We start from the raw sequence: 16702 nt of genomic DNA, 5'->3' as shown, positions 1-16702 counted from the left end.
CCGGCCGAGCCGCACCTCCCCTGGACGCCATGCCTGAAATCACCGAAGTCATTCCGGATCGGCCAGGAGCCGAGCCCGTGGGCCCCGTCAAGCAGGGCGAATTCATCCATTTTCCGGACTCGCCTTTCGAGCTCTACCAGCCCTATCCGCCGGCGGGCGACCAGCCCGGCGCGATCGATGGGCTGGTCGAGGGCCTGCGCGACGGCGAGGTCTACCAGACCCTGCTGGGCGTGACCGGCTCCGGCAAGACCTTCACCATGGCCAACGTGATCGCCCGGCTGGGCCGACCGGCCATCGTGTTCGCCCCCAACAAGACGCTGGCCGCGCAGCTCTACAGCGAGTTCCGCGAGTTCTTCCCGAAGAACGCGGTCGAGTACTTCGTGAGCTACTACGACTACTACCAGCCCGAGGCCTACGTGCCGCAGCGCGACCTGTTCATCGAGAAGGACAGCTCGATCAACGAGCACATCGAGCAGATGCGCCTGTCGGCCACCAAGAGCGTGCTGGAGCGGCGCGACACGGTGATCGTCGCCACCGTGAGCGCGATCTACGGCATCGGAACGCCCGAGGACTACACGCAGATGCGCTTCATCATGCGCACGAGCGACAAGATCGGCCAGCGCGACGTGATCTCGCGCCTGATCCGCATGCAGTACACGCGCAACGAGCAGGATTTCGCGCGCGGCACCTTCCGTGTGCGGGGGGACACCATCGACGTGTTCCCAGCCGAACACAGCGAGCTGGCGATCCGCATCGAGCTGTTCGACGACGAGATCGAGACGCTGCAGCTCTTCGATCCGCTGACAGGGCGCATCCGGCAGAAGATCCCGCGCTTCACGGTTTATCCGTCCAGTCACTATGTCACGCCGCGCGACAAGGTGCTGACCGCCGTCGAGACCATCAAGATCGAGCTCGACCAGCGGCTCAAGGAACTGGTGGGCGATGGCAAGCTGGTCGAGGCTCAGCGCCTCGAGCAGCGCACCCGCTTCGACCTCGAGATGCTGGCCGAGATCGGCCACTGCAAGGGCATCGAGAACTACACGCGGCACCTGTCGGGCGCCGCGCCGGGCGATCCGCCGGCCACGCTGACCGACTATCTGCCGAAGGACGCGATCATGTTCCTCGACGAGAGCCATCAGATGATCGGCCAGCTCGGCGCCATGTACAACGGCGACCGGGCACGCAAGACCACGCTGGTCGAGTACGGTTTTCGCCTGCCGTCGGCGCTGGACAACCGCCCGCTCAAGTTCGACGAGTTCGAGACCCGCATGCGGCAATGCATCTTCGTGTCCGCGACGCCGGCGCAGTACGAGCGGGACCATGCAGGCAACGTGGTCGAGCAGCTGGTGCGGCCGACCGGGCTGATCGATCCCGAAGTCGAGGTCCGCCCCGCCACCCACCAGGTGGACGACGTGCTACAGGAGATCCGTCTGCGCGTCGAGAAGAGCGAGCGCGTGCTGATCACCACGCTGACCAAGCGCATGGCGGAGCAACTGACCGACTACCTGGGCGACAACGGCGTCAAGGTGCGCTACCTGCACAGCGACATCGACACGGTCGAGCGGGTGGAGATCCTGCGTGACCTGCGCCTGGGCACCTTCGACGTGCTGGTCGGCATCAATCTGCTGCGTGAGGGCCTGGACATTCCCGAGGTCTCGCTGGTCGCGATCCTCGACGCCGACAAGGAGGGCTTCCTGCGCGCCGAGCGCTCGCTGATCCAGACCATCGGCCGCGCCGCCCGCAACCTGAACGGCAAGGCCATCCTTTACGCCGACCGCATGACCGAGTCGATGAAGAAGGCCATCGGCGAGACGGAGCGGCGCCGGGCACGGCAGATCGCCTACAACCAGGCCCACGGAATCACGCCGCGCAGCATCGTCAAGCAGGTGCGTGACCTGATCGACGGCGTCTACAGCGAGAAGAGCGGCAAGGAAGCCGCCAAGCGCGAGCTCGAGCGCGCCAAGGTCGAGGACATGTCCGAAAAAGACATGGCCCGCGAGATCAAGCGGCTGGAAAAGCTCATGCTGGAGCACGCACGCAACCTGGAGTTCGAGAAGGCGGCCCGCGTGCGCGACCAGCTGGCGCAGCTGCGCGAGCAGGCCTTCGGCGCCCCGGGCAAGGACAACATCGCACCTCTCTGATCTGGCGAATAGCGCACCGCCAGCGGCCCTCTCAGCTTGCAATCGGGTTTACCCGAGCAGGCCGGAGGGCCTTCTGCTATACTTGACAGAAATAGTCAGGAAAAACGAACTTCGCGATGAAAGACCGGCTCCTACCAATGGGATCACCAACGGAAGCGGGCCGGGAAGGGCGGAGACGGCGTCACCAAAGCCCACAACGCTGAGGTGTCTTTTCAACGGTAAGCACTCAAAGGAGCTTGCGATGCGTCTCACTACCAAAGGCCGTTTTGCGGTCACAGCCATGATCGACTTGGCCCTGCGCCAGAACTCCGGTCCGGTCACGCTGGCCGCAATCAGCCAGCGGCAGCAGATTTCCCTGTCGTACCTCGAGCAGCTGTTCGGCAAGCTTCGCCGTCACGAGCTGGTCGAGTCGACACGCGGCCCTGGCGGCGGGTATTCGCTGGGCCGCAAGGCATCGGAGATCACCGTGGCCGACATCATTGTTTCCGTCGATGAGCCCATCGACGCCACGCAATGCGGCGGCAAGGAAAACTGCCTGGGTGAGGCCGGCCGTTGCATGACGCACGAGCTGTGGGCTTCGCTGAACCAGCGCATGGTCGAGTTCCTGGATTCCGTCACCTTGCAGAAGCTGGTGGACGACCAGATCGCCAAGGGCGTGCAGATCGAGAACAAGCCGGCGGTCAAGCGGGCGATCTCGAGCCAGCCGGTGGTGAAGCCGATCCGGGTCAATGCGCCCAATTCGGTATTCGCCCTCGGCAACGCCTTCGCCAAGTCCTGATCCCGGCGGCGCCCAAGGCGCCGCGTCGAATATTCCCAGAGAACGTCAACCCCACGCCAGCCCGAGCCAGCCATGGATGTCACCCCCCATTTCCCGATCTACCTCGACTACGGTGCCACGACGCCGGCCGACCCGCGCGTGGTCGACGCGATGATCCCCTGGTTGCGCGAGCATTTCGGCAATCCGGCGTCACGCAGCCACGCCTGGGGCTGGGAAGCGGAAGAGGCGGTGGAGAAGGCGCGTGTCGAGGTGGCTGATCTGATCGGTGCCGATCCGCGCGAGATCGTCTGGACCTCGGGCGCCACCGAGTCGAACAACCTGGCGCTCAAGGGCGCGGCCCAGTTCTACAAGGGCAAGGGCAAGCACCTGATCACGGTCAAGACCGAGCACAAGGCGGTGCTAGACACCATGCGCGAGCTCGAGCGCCAGGGTTTCGAGGTGACCTACATGGACGTGCAGGACAACGGCCTGCTCGACCTGGAGGCTTTCAAGGCCGCGATCCGTCCCGACACCATCCTCGCGAGCGTGATGTTCGTGAACAACGAGATCGGCGTGATCCAGGACGTCGTGGCGCTCGGCAACATCTGCCGCGAGAAGGGCGTGGTCTTTCACGTCGACGCAGCGCAGGCCACCGGCAAGGTCGAGATCGACGTCAAGACGCTCCCGATCGACCTCATGAGCCTGGCCTCGCACAAGACCTACGGCCCCAAGGGCATCGGCGCCCTGTACGTGCGTCGCAAGCCGCGCGTGCGGCTGGAAGCCCAGATGCACGGCGGCGGCCACGAGCGCGGCATGCGTTCCGGCACCCTGCCCACGCACCAGATCGTCGGTATGGGCGAAGCCTTCCGCATCGCCAGGCTCGAGATGAAGCAGGACATCGCCAAGGCGCGCGCCCTGCAGCAGCGCCTGCTCGACGGCCTCAAGGACGTCGAACAGGTCTTCATCAACGGCGACCTCGAGAACCGCGTCCCGCACAACCTCAACATGAGCTTCAACTATGTCGAGGGCGAGTCGCTGATCATGGGCATCAAGGGCATCGCTGTGTCCAGCGGCTCGGCCTGCACTTCGGCCAGCCTGGAGCCCAGCTATGTGCTGCGTGCGCTCGGCCGCAGCGACGAGCTCGCACACAGCAGCCTGCGCATGACCATCGGCCGCTTCACGACCGAGGAAGAGATCGACTACGCGGTCGCAACCATCAAGCACAACGTCGCCAAGCTCCGCGAACTGAGCCCACTGTGGGAGATGTTCAAGGACGGCATCGACATCAGCACGATCCAGTGGTCGGCGCATTGAACAAAGACTGAGAGGTACCCCATGGCTTATTCATCCAAGGTCATCGACCACTATGAGAACCCCCGCAACGTCGGCTCCTTCGAGAAGGGTGACGACTCGGTGGGCACCGGCATGGTCGGCGCGCCGGCCTGCGGCGACGTCATGAAGCTGCAGATCAAGGTCAACCCCGAAACGGGCGTGATCGAGGACGCGCGCTTCAAGACCTACGGCTGCGGCTCGGCAATCGCCTCCTCTTCGCTGGTGACCGAGTGGGTCAAGGGCAAGACGCTCGACGAAGCGGCTGCGCTGAAGAATGCGCAGATCGCCGAGGAACTGGCGCTGCCCCCCGTCAAGATCCACTGCTCGATCCTCGCGGAAGACGCGATCAAGGCGGCCGTCAACGACTACAAGGCCAAGCACGGCGCGGCCTCGGCCACGACGGAAGCCGCTCACTGAAATGGCTGTGACGCTGACCGAAGCGGCCGCGCGCCACGTCACCCGCTACCTCGGCAAGCGAGGCAAGGGGCTGGGCGTTCGGCTGGGCGTCAAGACCACCGGCTGCTCGGGCCTGGCCTACAAGCTCGAGTACGTGGACGAGATGACGCCCGAGGACGTCATCTTCGAGGACCACGGCGTGAAAGTGCTGGTCGACCCCAAGAGCCTTGCCTATATCGACGGCACGCAGCTGGACTTCGTGCGTGAGGGGCTGAACGAGGGTTTCAAGTTCAACAACCCGAACGAGCGCGACCGCTGCGGCTGCGGCGAAAGCTTCCGCATCTGACTTTTCACCGGCTTCCCGTCCAAGCCGCCACCACCCGGTCATGGGCTGGCGGCTTTTTGACGCCATGAACCTGAACGACACCGATTTCGAGCTCTTCGCCGTGCAGGCGAGCTTCGCACAGGACCGCGCCGCACTCGACGCGCGCTGGAAGGAACTGCAGCGCGAAGCGCACCCCGACCGCTTCGCCGCCCAGGGCGCCGCGGCGCAGCGGGTGGCCATGCAGTGGTCGGTGCGTATCAACGAGGCCTACCAGCGGCTGAAGGACCCGATCAAGCGCGCGAGCTACCTGTGCGCACTGAACGGCCATCCCATCGACGCGGAGAAGAACACCGCGATGCCTCCCGATTTCCTGATGGAGCAGATGGAATGGCGGGAAGAGCTCGACGAGGCGCGGGACGCCGCCGCCTTCGACAAGCTGCGCGCGGAGGTCGAAGCTGGCCGCGCCCGCGCCTTGTCGTCGCTGGACTGCCTGATCGACGAGAAGGCCGACTACGCCGGCGCCGCCAGGCAGGTGAGAGCCCTCATGTTCATCGAGCGCTTTGCCGAGGACATCGAGGCCAAATCCGAAGCGTTGGGACAATAGCGCCATGGCATTGCTTCAGATTTCAGAACCCGGCCAGGCGCCCGACCCGCACCAGCGCCGCATCGCGGTGGGCATCGACCTCGGCACTACCCATTCGCTGGTGGCGGCCGTGCGCAACGGCGTGGCCGAGTGTCTGCCCGACGCCGAGGGGCGTGTCCTTCTGCCCTCGGTCGTGCGCTACCTCGACAAGGACCGCCGCCAGATCGGCTTCGACGCGCTGGCCGCACGCGCGGCCGATCCGTCCAACGTCATCACCTCCGTCAAGCGACTGATGGGGCGCGGCGTGCAGGACGTCGCCAACCGCGGGGCCATGGCCTATCGCCTGGGCGGCGATGCGGGCATGGTCCAGGTGCAGACGGCGGCCGGTGTCAAGTCGCCGGTCGAGGTGAGCGCCGAGATCCTCGCGACGCTGCGCTACCGCGCCGAAGACACCTTCGACGACGAGCTCTACGGCGCCGTGATCACCGTGCCCGCCTACTTCGACGAGGGCCAGCGCCAGGCGACCAAGGATGCGGCCCAACTCGCCGGGCTCAACGTGCTGCGCTTGATCAGCGAACCGACGGCCGCCGCGATCGCCTACGGGCTGGACAACGCCAGCGAGGGCGTCTATGCGGTCTACGACCTGGGCGGCGGCACTTTCGACATCTCGATCCTGCGCCTGACGCAGGGCGTGTTCGAGGTCATCGCCACCGGCGGCGACTCCGCGCTCGGCGGGGATGACTATGACCACGCGCTGGCCGATTTCGCGTTGGCGCAGGCCGGCTTCGAGGCCCGCGGCGATGCGGATAAGGCCGCACTGCTCGTCGCCGCACGCGCCACCAAGGAAGCCTTGTCCGCCGCGGACACGGCCATCTTCGAAGCGGCCCTGGCCACCGGAGCACTGCAACTGGACATCTCGCGCGCACAGTTCGAAGCCGCCACCCTAGCCCTGACCGCGCGCACCATCGCCGCCGTGCGCAAGGCCCTGCGTGACGCCCGCCTTCAGCCGGCCGAGTTGCAGGGCATCGTGCTGGTCGGCGGTGCGACCCGTATGCCGCAGATCCGGCACGCCGTGGCCGAGTTCTTTGGCCGCGACCCTCTGATCAACCTGAATCCCGATGAAGTCGTCGCGCTGGGCGCCGCGATCCAGGCGAACCAGCTGGCCGGCAACGGCGGCACGGACGACCTGCTGCTGCTCGACGTGATCCCGCTCTCGCTCGGCATCGAGACCATGGGCGGCCTGGTCGAGCGCATCGTGCCGCGCAACCAGACCATCCCGACCGCGATGGCGCAGGACTTCACGACTTACCAGGACGGCCAGACCGCGCTGGCGCTGCACGTGGTGCAGGGCGAGCGCGACCTGGTCGCCGATTGCCGCAGCCTCGCGCGCTTCGAGCTGCGCGGCATCCCGCCGATGGTCGCGGGCGCAGCGCGCATCCGAGTCACTTTCACCGTCGATGCCGATGGGCTGCTCAGCGTTAGTGCCAGGGAGCAGGGCAGCGGCGTGGAGGCCAGCGTGACGGTCAAGCCTTCCTATGGCCTTTCGGACGACCAGATCGCCAGGATGCTGCAGGACAGCTTCTCCACCGCGCAGCAGGACATGCAGGCGCGCGCGCTGGTCGAGGCGCGTGTCGACGCCGACCGCATGCTGCTGGCCACGCGGAGCGCCCTCGATGCCGACGGCGACCTGCTCGACGCCGAGGAACGCGAGGCCATCGAGGCGCTGATGAGCGCGTTGCACGCCGCGCGATCGGCCGACGACGCCGCCGCCATCGAGGCCGCGACCAAGGCCCTGGCCGACGGCACCGAAGCCTTCGCCGCACAGCGCATGAACGCGGGCATTGCACGCGCGCTCGCCGGCCGGCAGATCGAATCCCTCTAGAAGCCTCAATGCCCACGATCAAGATCCTTCCCCACGCCGAGTACTGCCCCGAGGGCGCCGAGATCAGCGCGCCCGCCGGCACCTCGATCTGCGAGGCGATGCTCGAGAACCACATCGACATCGAGCATGCCTGCGAGATGAGTTGCGCCTGCACCACCTGCCATGTGATCGTGCGCAAGGGCATCGAATCGCTCAACGAGGCTGAGGAGGGTGAGGAAGACCTGCTCGACCGCGCCTGGGGCCTGGAGCCGCAATCGCGTCTCAGCTGCCAGGCGATACTCGCCCAAACCGATCTCACGGTCGAAATTCCCAAGTACTCGATCAATCACGCCAAAGAAAACCACTGATGACGCGCCAAGTTGTTCTCGACACCGAAACCACGGGCCTTTCGGCCGAGAACGGCGACCGCATCATCGAACTGGGATGCGTGGAGCTGTTCAGCCGCAAGCTCACCGGCAACGACCTGCACATCTACTTCAATCCGGGGCGCGAGAGCCATGAGGATGCGCTCAAGGTGCACGGGCTGACGAGCGACTTCCTGCGCGACAAGCCGAAGTTCGCGACGCTGGCGAACGACATCGTCGAGTACCTGCGCGACGCCGAGCTGATCATCCACAACGCAGCCTTCGACGTCGGCTTCCTCAACAAGGAGTTCGAGCTCGCCGGCCTGCCGCCGCTGCGCAGTTTCGTGGGCGATGTCACCGACACGCTGGCACTCGCGAAGACGGTGTACCCGGGCAAGCGCAATTCGCTCGATGCGCTGTGCGACCGCTTCGGCGTCGACCGCTCGAACCGCACCTTCCACGGCGCCAAGCTGGACGCGCAACTGCTGGCCGATGTCTACATCAACCTGACGCGCGGCCAAGATGCGCTGCTGATCGACATCGCGGCCAATGAGCCGGTGCAGGGGCGCGCGATGGTGGCGGTCGATCTGCGCAGCTTCGTCCTGCCGGTGCTGACGGCGGCCGACCACGAACTCGCCGCGCACGAAGAGCTGCTGCTGCAGCTCGACAAGGCCAGCAACGGCCGGACGATTTTTCGGCAGGCAGCCGAAAATGCTGTGGCATAATCGCAGGCTTCGCGCCAAGTGGCGCTGAAAGAATCCAACCGATGCGATGCGCAAATCGCCGTCGTCGTGTCGGGAGGGGCGGTTAGCTCAGGGGTAGAGCACAGCATTCACACTGCTGGGGTCGGAGGTTCGAAACCTCCACCGCCCACCAACTTCCTTTTCCCTTCCTGCTGGCGTTGTCGGCCCGTGCCGACGCAAACTGCGGTCTTGCGCCGGTTGTTGCACGTTCCCAATCTTGTAGAACGGCGCTGAAAGGAGAAAACGGTCATGGCCACCAGCCCCGATCTTCCGACGCCCATCACCTCCGACCCGCCCGACGTGCCGGAGCTGCCGGTGGAGCCCGACGAAGGCCCCTCCGCACCGCCCGAGCCTACCGATCCGGAGAAGCCCTTCTCGTCCCAGCCGAAGTGAGCGCGCGGGCCCGCTAAGCTCGCGGCATGGACGAATTCGATTGCGCCGTCATCGGCGCCGGTGTGGTGGGCCTGGCCGTGGGCCGGGCGCTTGCGCTCGCGGGACGCGAGGTCATCGTGCTCGAGGCCGAGGGTGCCATCGGCACGGGCACCAGCTCTCGCAACAGCGAGGTGATCCACGCCGGCATCTATTACCCCGAGGGCTCGCTGAAGGCGCGCCTGTGCGTCGAGGGCAAGCAGTTGCTCTACGAGTACTTGGAGCAGCGCAGCCTTCCACATCGCCGCTGCGGCAAGTTGATCGTGGCCACGACGCCGGCACAGGTGCCGGAGCTCGACGTGATCGCCGCCAAGGCCCGGGCCAACGGCGTGCACGATCTGGTCCTGCTCACGCGCGAGCAGGCACGGGCGATGGAAGCCCAACTGGAATGCGTGGCTGCCCTGCATTCGCCGAGTACCGGCATCGTCGACAGCCACGCGCTGATGCTGAGCCTGCAAGGCGACCTGGAAAGTGCGGGCGGCATGCTGGCGCTGAAATCGCCGGTGGCGCGCGCGCAGTGCACGGACGGTGCCATCGTTCTCATCGCCGAGGACGGCACCGCGCTGCGATGCCGCAGCGTCGTCAACGCCGCGGGCCTGGGCGCACCGGCGCTCGCGCGGCGCTTCGAGGGCTTGCCCGCGAGTGCGGTCCCGACGGCCCATTTCGCCAAGGGCAACTATTTCACCCTGACAGGCCGCGCACCTTTCAGCCGGCTGATCTACCCGGTGCCCGAAGCCGCCGGACTGGGCGTGCATCTGACGCTCGATCTCGGCGGCCAGGCCAAGTTCGGTCCGGACGTCCAATGGGTCGATTCGCCCGGCGATCTGGTGGTCGATCCCCGGCGCGGCGAGGGCTTCTATGCAGAAGTGCGCAAGTACTGGCCGGCACTGCCCGATAACGCACTCGTTCCGGGCTATGCCGGCATCCGGCCGAAGATCTCCGGCCCGCGAGAGCCGGCCCGCGATTTCCTGATCGAAGGTCCCGCAGCGCACGGCGTCGCGGGGCTGGTCAACCTGTTCGGCATCGAGTCGCCCGGGCTCACCAGCAGCCTCGCCATCGCAAGACATGTAGCGGCTTTGCTGCCTTAGCCCCATTCGGCCATGTACCATGGGATGCCACGCCGCAGTCCGGCGTGAAGTCGCCGGCGCGGTGCCGGTGGGAATCCCGGAGGGAAGATTTCAATGACTGCATCCTCAAACCTCGAAGCGGCGGCCAATGCCGTGGCGGAAGATATCGCCAGCGACGTCCGCGGCGTGCTTGCCAGCAAGGAACTCGACACCTTGCCCCACATCAAGGCCTTGCGCCAGCGCATCGACAGCAAGCTGGCGATCGCGCGCGAACTCGCTGCCGAGAAGAGCAAGCTCGCGGCCAAGAAGGCGCGCGAGGCGGCGAGCACGGCCAACGCCTACGCCCACGACGAGCCATGGCAGATCGCCGGCGCCGCCCTGGCGGTGGGCGTGCTGGTGGGTCTGCTGCTTGGCCGCCGCTGAGCGCGAGCGGTCCGGCGCGCGCCGGAGGCGGCGCGCATGAAAAGGCTGCTGTCCCTGCTCGGGCTGGATGCGCGCTTGCGCCGGCTGCGCATCGCGGCCGGGGAGGGCGCCCTGGCGGCCGAGGACCGTGTCCAGCTGCTGAAGCTGGCCTGGGAAGAGGAACGGCAGCGGCTGCGGCTGGTGCTGGCCTTGGTGGTCGCGGTGATCGGGCTCACCACCGTCACCGTGGCGCTGCTGTCCGTCGCAGTCGTCGTGCATTTCTGGGATACGCCCAACCGCGTAGCCGCAGCCTGGTCGGTGGCGGTGGTGTGGATCGCGCTCTGGGTGGTCGCCGTCGTGGCCCTGATGAACACGCTGCGGAGCGCTTCGGACGCCTTCGAGCCGGCTCGCCGCGAGTTCGAGCGCGATTGGGAATGGGTGCAGGCGCGATTCGATCTGGGCGACGAGGACGAAGCGTCTTCGCGCGAGCCCCGGCCACGCAGCCGCGAGGAACTGCTGGCACGCATCGCGCGTCAGCGTGAGCGCATCGCGACCCTCCAGGGCGCGCCATCGAAGGCCGCGGGGCCTGCACCTGCCGACGAGACCGCCAGTGCCGCCGCGCTGCGGATCGCACGCGAGCATCCGGTCGCGACCGGTGCCGTGGCGGCTGCCGCTGTGGCGGTGATCGGTCCGCGCCGTCTGCTGCGCTGGGCGGCGGTGATCGTTCCCGTGCTGTGGCGAATGCGCTGAGCGGCGTGCCTGCTGCTCAGCGTCCGCGCCGGCGCAATGCCTGCGCGGCTTCGCGCACCAGCGCCGGTCCCTTGTAGATGAGCCCGGTGTAGATCTGCACCAGGTCGGCGCCGGCGTCGACCTTGGCCTGCGCGTCGGCCCCGCTCAGCACGCCGCCGACCCCGATGATCGGGAAATCGGCGCCCAGGGCCGCTCGCAGCTGGGCGATCACCCGGTTGCTCGCCTCCCGCACTGGTGTGCCCGAGAGGCCGCCCGTTTCGTTCGCATGGGGCAGGCCCGCAACCGCGTCGCGTGCCAGCGTCGTGTTGGTGGCAATCACGCCGTCCATGCCGTGTCGTCGCAGCGTGGCGGCAATCACCTGGACCTGCGCTTCTTCCAGATCCGGCGCGATCTTCACGAACAGCGGCACCCGCTTGCCGTGGCGCTGCGCCAGGGCCTCGCGCTTGTCCGCCACCGGGCCGAGCAGCGCGTCAAGCGCCTCGTCGCTCTGCAGCGAGCGCAGGTTCGCGGTGTTGGGACTGGAGATGTTGATCGTCACATAGTCGGCATGCGAATACACGCCGTCCAGGCAGACCAGGTAGTCGTCCACGGCCCGCTCGATCGGCGTTGCGGCGTTCTTGCCGATGTTGAGGCCCAGCAGCATCGGCGCCTTGCCGGCGTCGCGCCTGAAGCGTGCGCGCTGCACGTTGGCCAGGAAGGTGTCCAGCCCTTCGTTGTTGAAGCCCAGCCGGTTGATGAGGGCGTTGCGCTGCGGCAGCCGGAACATGCGCGGCTTGGGATTGCCCGGCTGTGCCTTGGGCGTGACCGTGCCGACCTCGACGAAGCCGAAGCCCATGGCGGCGAAAGCGTCGATGCAGCGGGCGTTCTTGTCCAGCCCTGCGGCCAGGCCGATCCGGTTCGGAAAGCGCAGGCCCGCCAGCGTCAGCCGGTCGTCGACCCGGGGAGCGGCGTACGCGCACGCAAACGGCGTGTTCTGTGTGCGCGCCAGCGCGTCGAGCGTCAGCTCGTGGGCGTGCTCGGGGTCGAAACCGAAGAGGAAAGGTCGGGCGAGCGTGTAAAGCGAGGAGGGCAGCAGCAGGGACATTGGATAATTGCGGGCTTCGTCATAAGGATTGTCCCCGATGAATTCCCCCCCTTCCGTTCCGGCGCTGTCCCAGGATGAGCAGAAGGCGCAGGTCGGCCGCGCCGCACTCGCCCATGTCGCGAAGGGAGACATCGTCGGCGTCGGCACCGGCTCGACCGTCAACAAGTTCATCGATGCCCTGGCCACCATCAAGGAAGACATCCGGGGCGCCGTGTCGAGTTCGTTGGCATCGACCGAGCGCCTGCGGGCACTGGGCATCCCGGTGTTCGACAGCAACGAGGTGGAAGAGCTCGCTGTCTACATCGACGGCGCCGACGAGATCGATGGCCGCGGCTACATGATCAAGGGCGGCGGCGCGGCGCTGACGCGCGAGAAGATTGTCGCGGCGCAGTCCCGGCGCTTCATCTGCATCGCCGACGCCTCCAAGCGCGTGAACACCCTCGGTGCCTTCCCGCTGCCGGTGGAGGTGATCCCGATGGCAGCGCAGCGCGTGATCCGGCAGTTCGCCCGCCTCGGCGGCATGGCGCAAGTGCGCGAGAAGGACGGTGCCGCCCTGGTCACCGACAACGGCCAGCACATCATCGACGTGACGGGCCTGCGGATCACCGACCCGCTGGGCTTCGAGTCGGAAGTGAACCAATGGCCCGGCGTGGTGACCGTCGGCGTCTTCGCTCACCAGCGCGCCAATCTTTGCCTGTTGGGCACGCCTTCGGGCGTGCAGACGCTGCGCTTCGACTGAGCGCAGCGGCCGCCCAACTCAGAACTTCAAAACTTCAGAACTTGATGCCCGCCGGGTTGCTCGGCGTCGGCCCGTTGGCGGCAGCCGGCGCAGGCACCGGCGCCGGGGCGGGTGCGGCGACAGGCCTGGCAGGCGCCGCCTGGATCGCGACCAGCGGCTGCGCCGGCGGATTGCGATAGCCCGCCGGCAACTGGGCGCTCTTGGGGTAGCCGGCCGCGTCCAGGTATTGCGACCATTCCGCGTCCGAGAAACCCTTGAGTTGCTGCGAGCCGATGGAGAGCAGCGGCAACGAGGGCTGCCCGCCGCTCAGGCGCTGCAGCGCCTCGATGTCCTCGTTGCTCTTCACGGTGCGCTCCTCGAAAGGAATGCCCCGCGTCACCAGCAGCGAGCGGCCGGCACCGCAAGGGCCGCACTCGTCACCGGTGTAGATCGTGACGGGGTAGCGCTGCGCCACCTGCCGCAATTCGTAGGGGAGCGCGGGGCCGGAACCGCCTGCAGCGCCGCCGCGCGGCGCCGCCGCCTGGGCATCGGCCGCCGGCGGCTGATCGGAGAAGGTCACCTTGCCGTTCTTGTCGACATGGCGATAGACCGGCTGCGCAAAGGCGGCTCCGGCGGCGAGCAGCAACAAGAGGGCGGGGGCCGAGAAACGCGAGTGAATCTTCATCGATGGCTTTCGTGATCCGATGCCGCGGAGTATCTCAGGCCCGACCGGCAGAAGGCCAGATCACTGGAGTACCTTCGCCTTCGGCTGCGGTATCGCCTTGGGAGCGGCCCGGCGGCTCAGGCCGGCTGCGCCTCGGTCATTCCCTGGTGGCGCAACAGCGCGTCGAGCTGCGGTTCGCGGCCGCGGAAGGCTTTGAACGACTCCATCGCCGTGCGGCTGCCGCCGGCCTCGAGGATGGCCTGGCGGTAGCGGCGGCCGGTCTCGATGCTGGGCTCGCCATTGGCGCCGGCGGTTTCCTCGAAGGCCGCGTAGGCATCGGCGCTCAGCACCTCGGCCCACTTGTAGCTGTAGTAGCCGGCCGCGTAGCCGCCCGAGAAGATATGGCTGAAGGTGTTGGGCGTGCGGCTGAAGGGCGGCGAGGGCATCACCGCGACTTCGGCGCGCACCTTTTCGAGCAGGGCCATCACGTCGCCAGGCTTGGCGCTGGCGGCGTCGTGCTCGGTGTGCAGCAGCATGTCGAAGAGCGAGAACTCGATCTGGCGCAGCGTCTGCAGCCCGCTCTGGAAGTTTTTGGCCGCGATCATCTTGTCGAAGAGCGCGCGCGGCAGCGGCTCGCCGCTGTCGACGTGCGCCGTCATGTGCGCGAGCACCTCCCATTCCCAGCAGAAGTTCTCCATAAACTGGCTGGGCAGTTCGACGGCATCCCATTCGACGCCGCTGATGCCGGAGACGTCGCGCTCGTTCACCTGGGTGAGCATGTGGTGCAGGCCGTGGCCGAACTCGTGGAAGAGCGTGGTCACGTCGTCATGCGTGAGCAGCGGCGGCTTGCCGTCCACGCCCTCGGCGAAGTTGCAGACCAGCTGCGCGACCGGCGTTTGCAGCGTGCCGTTGTCGGGGCGCAGCCAGCGGGCCCGCACGTCGTCCATCCAGGCGCCGCCGCGCTTGGCGGCGCGGGCCGACGGGTCGAGGTAGAACTGGCCGACCTTCTGGCGACCTTCCGGGGTTTGGCGCTCGATGCGGTAGAACTCGACGCTCGAATGCCAAACCGGCGCACTGTCGCGGCGGATCGACACCTCGAACAGCGTCTCGACGATCTTGAACAGGCCCGCCATCACCTTCGGCGCGGTGAAGTACTGCTTGACCTCCTGCTCGCTGAAAGCGTAGCGCGCTTCCTTGAGCTTTTCGCCGATGTAGCTCCAGTCCCAGGGCTGCGGATCGCCGATGGACAGTTGCTGCGAGGCGAAGACCCGCAGGTCGGCCAGATCGCGCTCGCCGAAGGGGCGGGCCTTGGTGGCGAGGTCGCGCAGGAAGCGGATGACCTGGTCGGCCGACTCGGCCATCTTGGGCACGATCGAGAGTTCGCCGAAGTTGGGGTAGCCCAGGAGCTTCGCTTCTTCCTGGCGCAGCGCGAGGATCTCGCGGATGAGCTCGGTGTTGTCGAGCGCCGGGTCGCCGAACTCGCTGGCGCGCGTGACGTAGGCGCGGTAGAGCGTCTCGCGCAGCGCGCTGCTCTTCGCGAACTGCATGACCGGCAAGTAGGAAGGCATCTTCAGCGTGAGCTTGTAGCCCTGCTTGCCCTCGGCCTCGGCCGCCGCGCGCGCGGCGCTGATCACGTCCTCGGGCAGGCCTTCGAGCTCGCCGAACTGCGCGAAGTAGGCGAAGGCGTCAGTGGCGTCCAGCGCGTTCTCGCTGAACTTCTGGCTCAGCTCGGCCTGGCGCTCCTGGATCTCGGCGAAGCGCTTCTTGGCCTCGCCCTGCAGCTCGGCGCCGCCGAGCACGAAGTTGCGCACCGCGTTGCGATGCGCCTGGCGCTGCTCCGTGTTCAGCGTTGCCGGATCGATGGCCTTGTACTTGGCGTAAAGCCGCTCGTCGGAGCCCAGGCGCGTCCAGAAGGCGGTGACGCGCGGCATGGCCTCGTTGTAGGCCGCGCGCAGCTCGGGCGTGTCGGCCACGGCGTTGAGGTGGCCAACCGCGCCCCAGGCGCGGCTGAAGCGCTCCGAGGCAACATCCAGCACCTTGGCGATCGCGTTCCAGTCGGCCGGGAACTCGGGCGCCGTGGCCGTCTGCAGGGCCGCGTCGGCATCGGCCAGCAGCACGTCGACCGCGGGGGCGACATGCTCGGGCCTGATCTGGTCGAAGAGCGGGAGATCTTTGAAGTCGAGGAGCGGATTGGTCATGGTCTGAGGCAGTTGGCGGTGGGGCCGAAGGAGTTCAAGAGCGTTCGGCCGCTTCCAGGGTGTTGACGAGCAGCATCGCGCGGGTCATGGGGCCGACGCCGCCGGGGACCGGCGTGATCCAGCCCGCCACCTCGCGCACGCCCTCGAAGTCGACGTCGCCGCAGAGCTTGCCCTCGTCGTTGCGGTTCATGCCCACGTCGATGATCACGGCGCCGGGCTTGACCATGTCGGCCGTGAGCACATTGCGCTTGCCGACCGCGGCGACGACCACGTCGGCCTGGCGCGTAAAGGCGGCGAGATCCTGCGTGGCGCTGTGGCAGATGGTCACGGTGGCGCTCTTGGCCAGCAGCATCATGGCCATCGGCTTGCCGACGATGTTGCTGCGGCCGATCACCACCGCATGCTTGCCGCGCAGCTCGTAGCCGATGGATTCCAGCATCTTCATGCAGCCGTAGGGCGTGCAGGGCCAGAAGCCGGGCTGGCCGGTCATCAGCGCGCCGGCGCTGGCGACGTGGAAGCCGTCCACGTCCTTGGCGGGCGAGATCGACTCGATGACGCGGGCCGCGTCGATGTGCTTGGGCAGCGGCAACTGCACCAGGATGCCGTGGATGGCCGGGTCCTTGTTGAGCGCGTCGATGCGCGCCAGCAACTCGGCCTCGGACAGCGTGGCCGGGTGGCGCTCCAGCACCGAATGCAGGCCGGCCTCTTCGCTGTCCTTGACCTTGTGGCGCACATAGACCTGGCTGGCCGGGTCCTCGCCCACCAGGATCACGGCGAGCCCCGGCGCGATGCCGCGCGCCTTGAGCGCCTGCACCCGGCGCGCCACATCGGCCCGGGTGCGCGCCGCGAGTGCATTACCGTCGATCAGTTGAGCTGTCATCATTTTC

18 protein-coding genes and 1 tRNA gene are annotated in these 16702 nt (G+C 67.2%); 15 read left to right on the top strand and 4 right to left on the bottom strand.

Features of this window, described 5'->3' with window-relative positions; all coding sequences use genetic code 11:
- Positions 1 to 29: 29 nt before the first annotated feature.
- The 14 genes from uvrB (at position 30) to GXN78_RS03565 (ending at position 11151) form a co-directional block, all read left to right on the top strand.
- Positions 30 to 2141, top strand: a complete 2112-nt coding sequence (gene uvrB / locus GXN78_RS03630; protein ID WP_181360580.1) for an excinuclease ABC subunit UvrB — start codon at positions 30 to 32, stop codon at positions 2139 to 2141.
- A gap of 241 nt (positions 2142 to 2382) precedes the next feature.
- Positions 2383 to 2919 (top strand): Fe-S cluster assembly transcriptional regulator IscR, encoded by a 537-nt coding sequence (gene iscR / locus GXN78_RS03625; RefSeq protein ID WP_086923478.1) that lies wholly within the window; start codon positions 2383 to 2385, stop codon positions 2917 to 2919.
- Positions 2920 to 2991: 72 nt separating this feature from the next.
- Positions 2992 to 4212, top strand: a complete 1221-nt coding sequence (locus GXN78_RS03620; protein ID WP_106557795.1) for an IscS subfamily cysteine desulfurase — start codon at positions 2992 to 2994, stop codon at positions 4210 to 4212.
- A gap of 21 nt (positions 4213 to 4233) precedes the next feature.
- The gene (gene iscU / locus GXN78_RS03615; RefSeq protein ID WP_106557794.1) at positions 4234 to 4647 is read left to right on the top strand and encodes a Fe-S cluster assembly scaffold IscU; all 414 of its coding nucleotides are present in this window, start codon (positions 4234 to 4236) and stop codon (positions 4645 to 4647) included.
- Between the two features lies 1 nt (position 4648).
- A complete protein-coding gene (iscA, locus tag GXN78_RS03610) occupies positions 4649 to 4972 on the top strand; it encodes an iron-sulfur cluster assembly protein IscA (RefSeq protein WP_106557793.1) in 324 nt (107 codons plus the stop codon).
- A 64-nt stretch (positions 4973 to 5036) separates the two neighbouring features.
- The gene (gene hscB, locus GXN78_RS03605; RefSeq protein WP_106557792.1) at positions 5037 to 5555 is read left to right on the top strand and encodes a Fe-S protein assembly co-chaperone HscB; all 519 of its coding nucleotides are present in this window, start codon (positions 5037 to 5039) and stop codon (positions 5553 to 5555) included.
- A gap of 4 nt (positions 5556 to 5559) precedes the next feature.
- On the top strand, positions 5560 to 7416 hold the full coding sequence (hscA, locus tag GXN78_RS03600; protein WP_106557791.1) for a Fe-S protein assembly chaperone HscA: 1857 nt from the start codon (positions 5560 to 5562) through the stop codon (positions 7414 to 7416).
- A gap of 8 nt (positions 7417 to 7424) precedes the next feature.
- Entirely contained in the window at positions 7425 to 7763 is a 339-nt protein-coding gene (fdx, locus tag GXN78_RS03595) for an ISC system 2Fe-2S type ferredoxin (RefSeq protein WP_106557790.1), read from the top strand.
- Entirely contained in the window at positions 7763 to 8485 is a 723-nt protein-coding gene (dnaQ, locus tag GXN78_RS03590; protein WP_106557789.1) for a DNA polymerase III subunit epsilon, read from the top strand. The genes fdx and dnaQ overlap by 1 nt, the downstream gene beginning before the upstream one ends.
- 76 nt (positions 8486 to 8561) lie before the next feature.
- Positions 8562 to 8636: transfer RNA gene (locus GXN78_RS03585), tRNA-Val, on the top strand.
- Between the two features lie 116 nt (positions 8637 to 8752).
- Positions 8753 to 8896: a stereocilin gene (locus GXN78_RS03580; protein WP_106557788.1), complete on the top strand. Its 144-nt coding sequence runs from the start codon at positions 8753 to 8755 to the stop codon at positions 8894 to 8896.
- A 26-nt stretch (positions 8897 to 8922) separates the two neighbouring features.
- Positions 8923 to 10020 carry an NAD(P)/FAD-dependent oxidoreductase gene (locus GXN78_RS03575; RefSeq protein ID WP_106557787.1) on the top strand — a complete coding sequence of 366 codons (1098 nt, stop codon included), beginning with the start codon at positions 8923 to 8925 and terminating at the stop codon, positions 10018 to 10020.
- A gap of 93 nt (positions 10021 to 10113) precedes the next feature.
- Complete coding sequence (locus GXN78_RS03570) at positions 10114 to 10422, top strand: DUF883 family protein (RefSeq protein WP_106557786.1); 309 nt, start codon at positions 10114 to 10116, stop codon at positions 10420 to 10422.
- A gap of 36 nt (positions 10423 to 10458) precedes the next feature.
- Positions 10459 to 11151 (top strand): phage holin family protein, encoded by a 693-nt coding sequence (locus GXN78_RS03565; RefSeq protein ID WP_106557785.1) that lies wholly within the window; start codon positions 10459 to 10461, stop codon positions 11149 to 11151.
- Between the two features lie 16 nt (positions 11152 to 11167).
- Here the strand turns inward: GXN78_RS03565 and GXN78_RS03560 are convergent, their stop codons facing one another.
- Positions 11168 to 12235 (bottom strand): quinone-dependent dihydroorotate dehydrogenase, encoded by a 1068-nt coding sequence (locus tag GXN78_RS03560; protein ID WP_106557784.1) that lies wholly within the window; start codon positions 12233 to 12235, stop codon positions 11168 to 11170.
- 37 nt (positions 12236 to 12272) lie between these two features.
- On the opposite strand from GXN78_RS03560, the gene rpiA reads away from it, so the two are divergent.
- On the top strand, positions 12273 to 12974 hold the full coding sequence (rpiA, locus tag GXN78_RS03555) for a ribose-5-phosphate isomerase RpiA (protein WP_106557783.1): 702 nt from the start codon (positions 12273 to 12275) through the stop codon (positions 12972 to 12974).
- A 34-nt stretch (positions 12975 to 13008) separates the two neighbouring features.
- Here rpiA and GXN78_RS03550 read toward each other — a convergent pair whose 3' ends face one another.
- From GXN78_RS03550 to folD, 3 genes are all read right to left on the bottom strand, one after another.
- Positions 13009 to 13638: a glutaredoxin family protein gene (locus tag GXN78_RS03550; RefSeq protein WP_106557782.1), complete on the bottom strand. Its 630-nt coding sequence runs from the start codon at positions 13636 to 13638 to the stop codon at positions 13009 to 13011.
- 116 nt (positions 13639 to 13754) lie between these two features.
- Positions 13755 to 15815: a M3 family metallopeptidase gene (locus GXN78_RS03545; RefSeq protein ID WP_106557781.1), complete on the bottom strand. Its 2061-nt coding sequence runs from the start codon at positions 15813 to 15815 to the stop codon at positions 13755 to 13757.
- A gap of 34 nt (positions 15816 to 15849) precedes the next feature.
- Positions 15850 to 16695 (bottom strand): bifunctional methylenetetrahydrofolate dehydrogenase/methenyltetrahydrofolate cyclohydrolase FolD, encoded by an 846-nt coding sequence (gene folD, locus GXN78_RS03540; RefSeq protein ID WP_106557836.1) that lies wholly within the window; start codon positions 16693 to 16695, stop codon positions 15850 to 15852.
- Positions 16696 to 16702 lie beyond the last annotated feature (7 nt).

It is taken from the genome of Variovorax sp. WS11 (assembly GCF_010499245.1).
In the GTDB taxonomy this organism is placed as follows: domain Bacteria; phylum Pseudomonadota; class Gammaproteobacteria; order Burkholderiales; family Burkholderiaceae_C; genus Variovorax.
Note: the sequence above shows the minus strand (reverse complement) of the source record. Positions and strands in the feature narration are given on the sequence as shown.

What these genes read in the sequence shown, in the direction of transcription:
- iscR (WP_086923478.1), top strand. Translation starts at nt 2,383, where the DNA reads ATGCGTCTCACTACCAAAGGCCGTTTTGCGGTCACAGCCATGATCGAC.
- hscA (WP_106557791.1), top strand. Translation starts at nt 5,560, where the DNA reads ATGGCATTGCTTCAGATTTCAGAACCCGGCCAGGCGCCCGACCCGCAC.
- GXN78_RS03565 (WP_106557785.1), top strand. Translation starts at nt 10,459, where the DNA reads ATGAAAAGGCTGCTGTCCCTGCTCGGGCTGGATGCGCGCTTGCGCCGG.
- rpiA (WP_106557783.1), top strand. Translation starts at nt 12,273, where the DNA reads ATGAATTCCCCCCCTTCCGTTCCGGCGCTGTCCCAGGATGAGCAGAAG.
- GXN78_RS03560 (WP_106557784.1), bottom strand. Translation starts at nt 12,235, where the DNA reads ATGTCCCTGCTGCTGCCCTCCTCGCTTTACACGCTCGCCCGACCTTTC.
- iscA (WP_106557793.1), top strand. Translation starts at nt 4,649, where the DNA reads ATGGCTGTGACGCTGACCGAAGCGGCCGCGCGCCACGTCACCCGCTAC.
- GXN78_RS03580 (WP_106557788.1), top strand. Translation starts at nt 8,753, where the DNA reads ATGGCCACCAGCCCCGATCTTCCGACGCCCATCACCTCCGACCCGCCC.
- dnaQ (WP_106557789.1), top strand. Translation starts at nt 7,763, where the DNA reads ATGACGCGCCAAGTTGTTCTCGACACCGAAACCACGGGCCTTTCGGCC.
- hscB (WP_106557792.1), top strand. Translation starts at nt 5,037, where the DNA reads ATGAACCTGAACGACACCGATTTCGAGCTCTTCGCCGTGCAGGCGAGC.
- GXN78_RS03545 (WP_106557781.1), bottom strand. Translation starts at nt 15,815, where the DNA reads ATGACCAATCCGCTCCTCGACTTCAAAGATCTCCCGCTCTTCGACCAG.
- iscU (WP_106557794.1), top strand. Translation starts at nt 4,234, where the DNA reads ATGGCTTATTCATCCAAGGTCATCGACCACTATGAGAACCCCCGCAAC.
- GXN78_RS03570 (WP_106557786.1), top strand. Translation starts at nt 10,114, where the DNA reads ATGACTGCATCCTCAAACCTCGAAGCGGCGGCCAATGCCGTGGCGGAA.
- folD (WP_106557836.1), bottom strand. Translation starts at nt 16,695, where the DNA reads ATGACAGCTCAACTGATCGACGGTAATGCACTCGCGGCGCGCACCCGG.
- GXN78_RS03575 (WP_106557787.1), top strand. Translation starts at nt 8,923, where the DNA reads ATGGACGAATTCGATTGCGCCGTCATCGGCGCCGGTGTGGTGGGCCTG.
- uvrB (WP_181360580.1), top strand. Translation starts at nt 30, where the DNA reads ATGCCTGAAATCACCGAAGTCATTCCGGATCGGCCAGGAGCCGAGCCC.
- GXN78_RS03620 (WP_106557795.1), top strand. Translation starts at nt 2,992, where the DNA reads ATGGATGTCACCCCCCATTTCCCGATCTACCTCGACTACGGTGCCACG.
- fdx (WP_106557790.1), top strand. Translation starts at nt 7,425, where the DNA reads ATGCCCACGATCAAGATCCTTCCCCACGCCGAGTACTGCCCCGAGGGC.
- GXN78_RS03550 (WP_106557782.1), bottom strand. Translation starts at nt 13,638, where the DNA reads ATGAAGATTCACTCGCGTTTCTCGGCCCCCGCCCTCTTGTTGCTGCTC.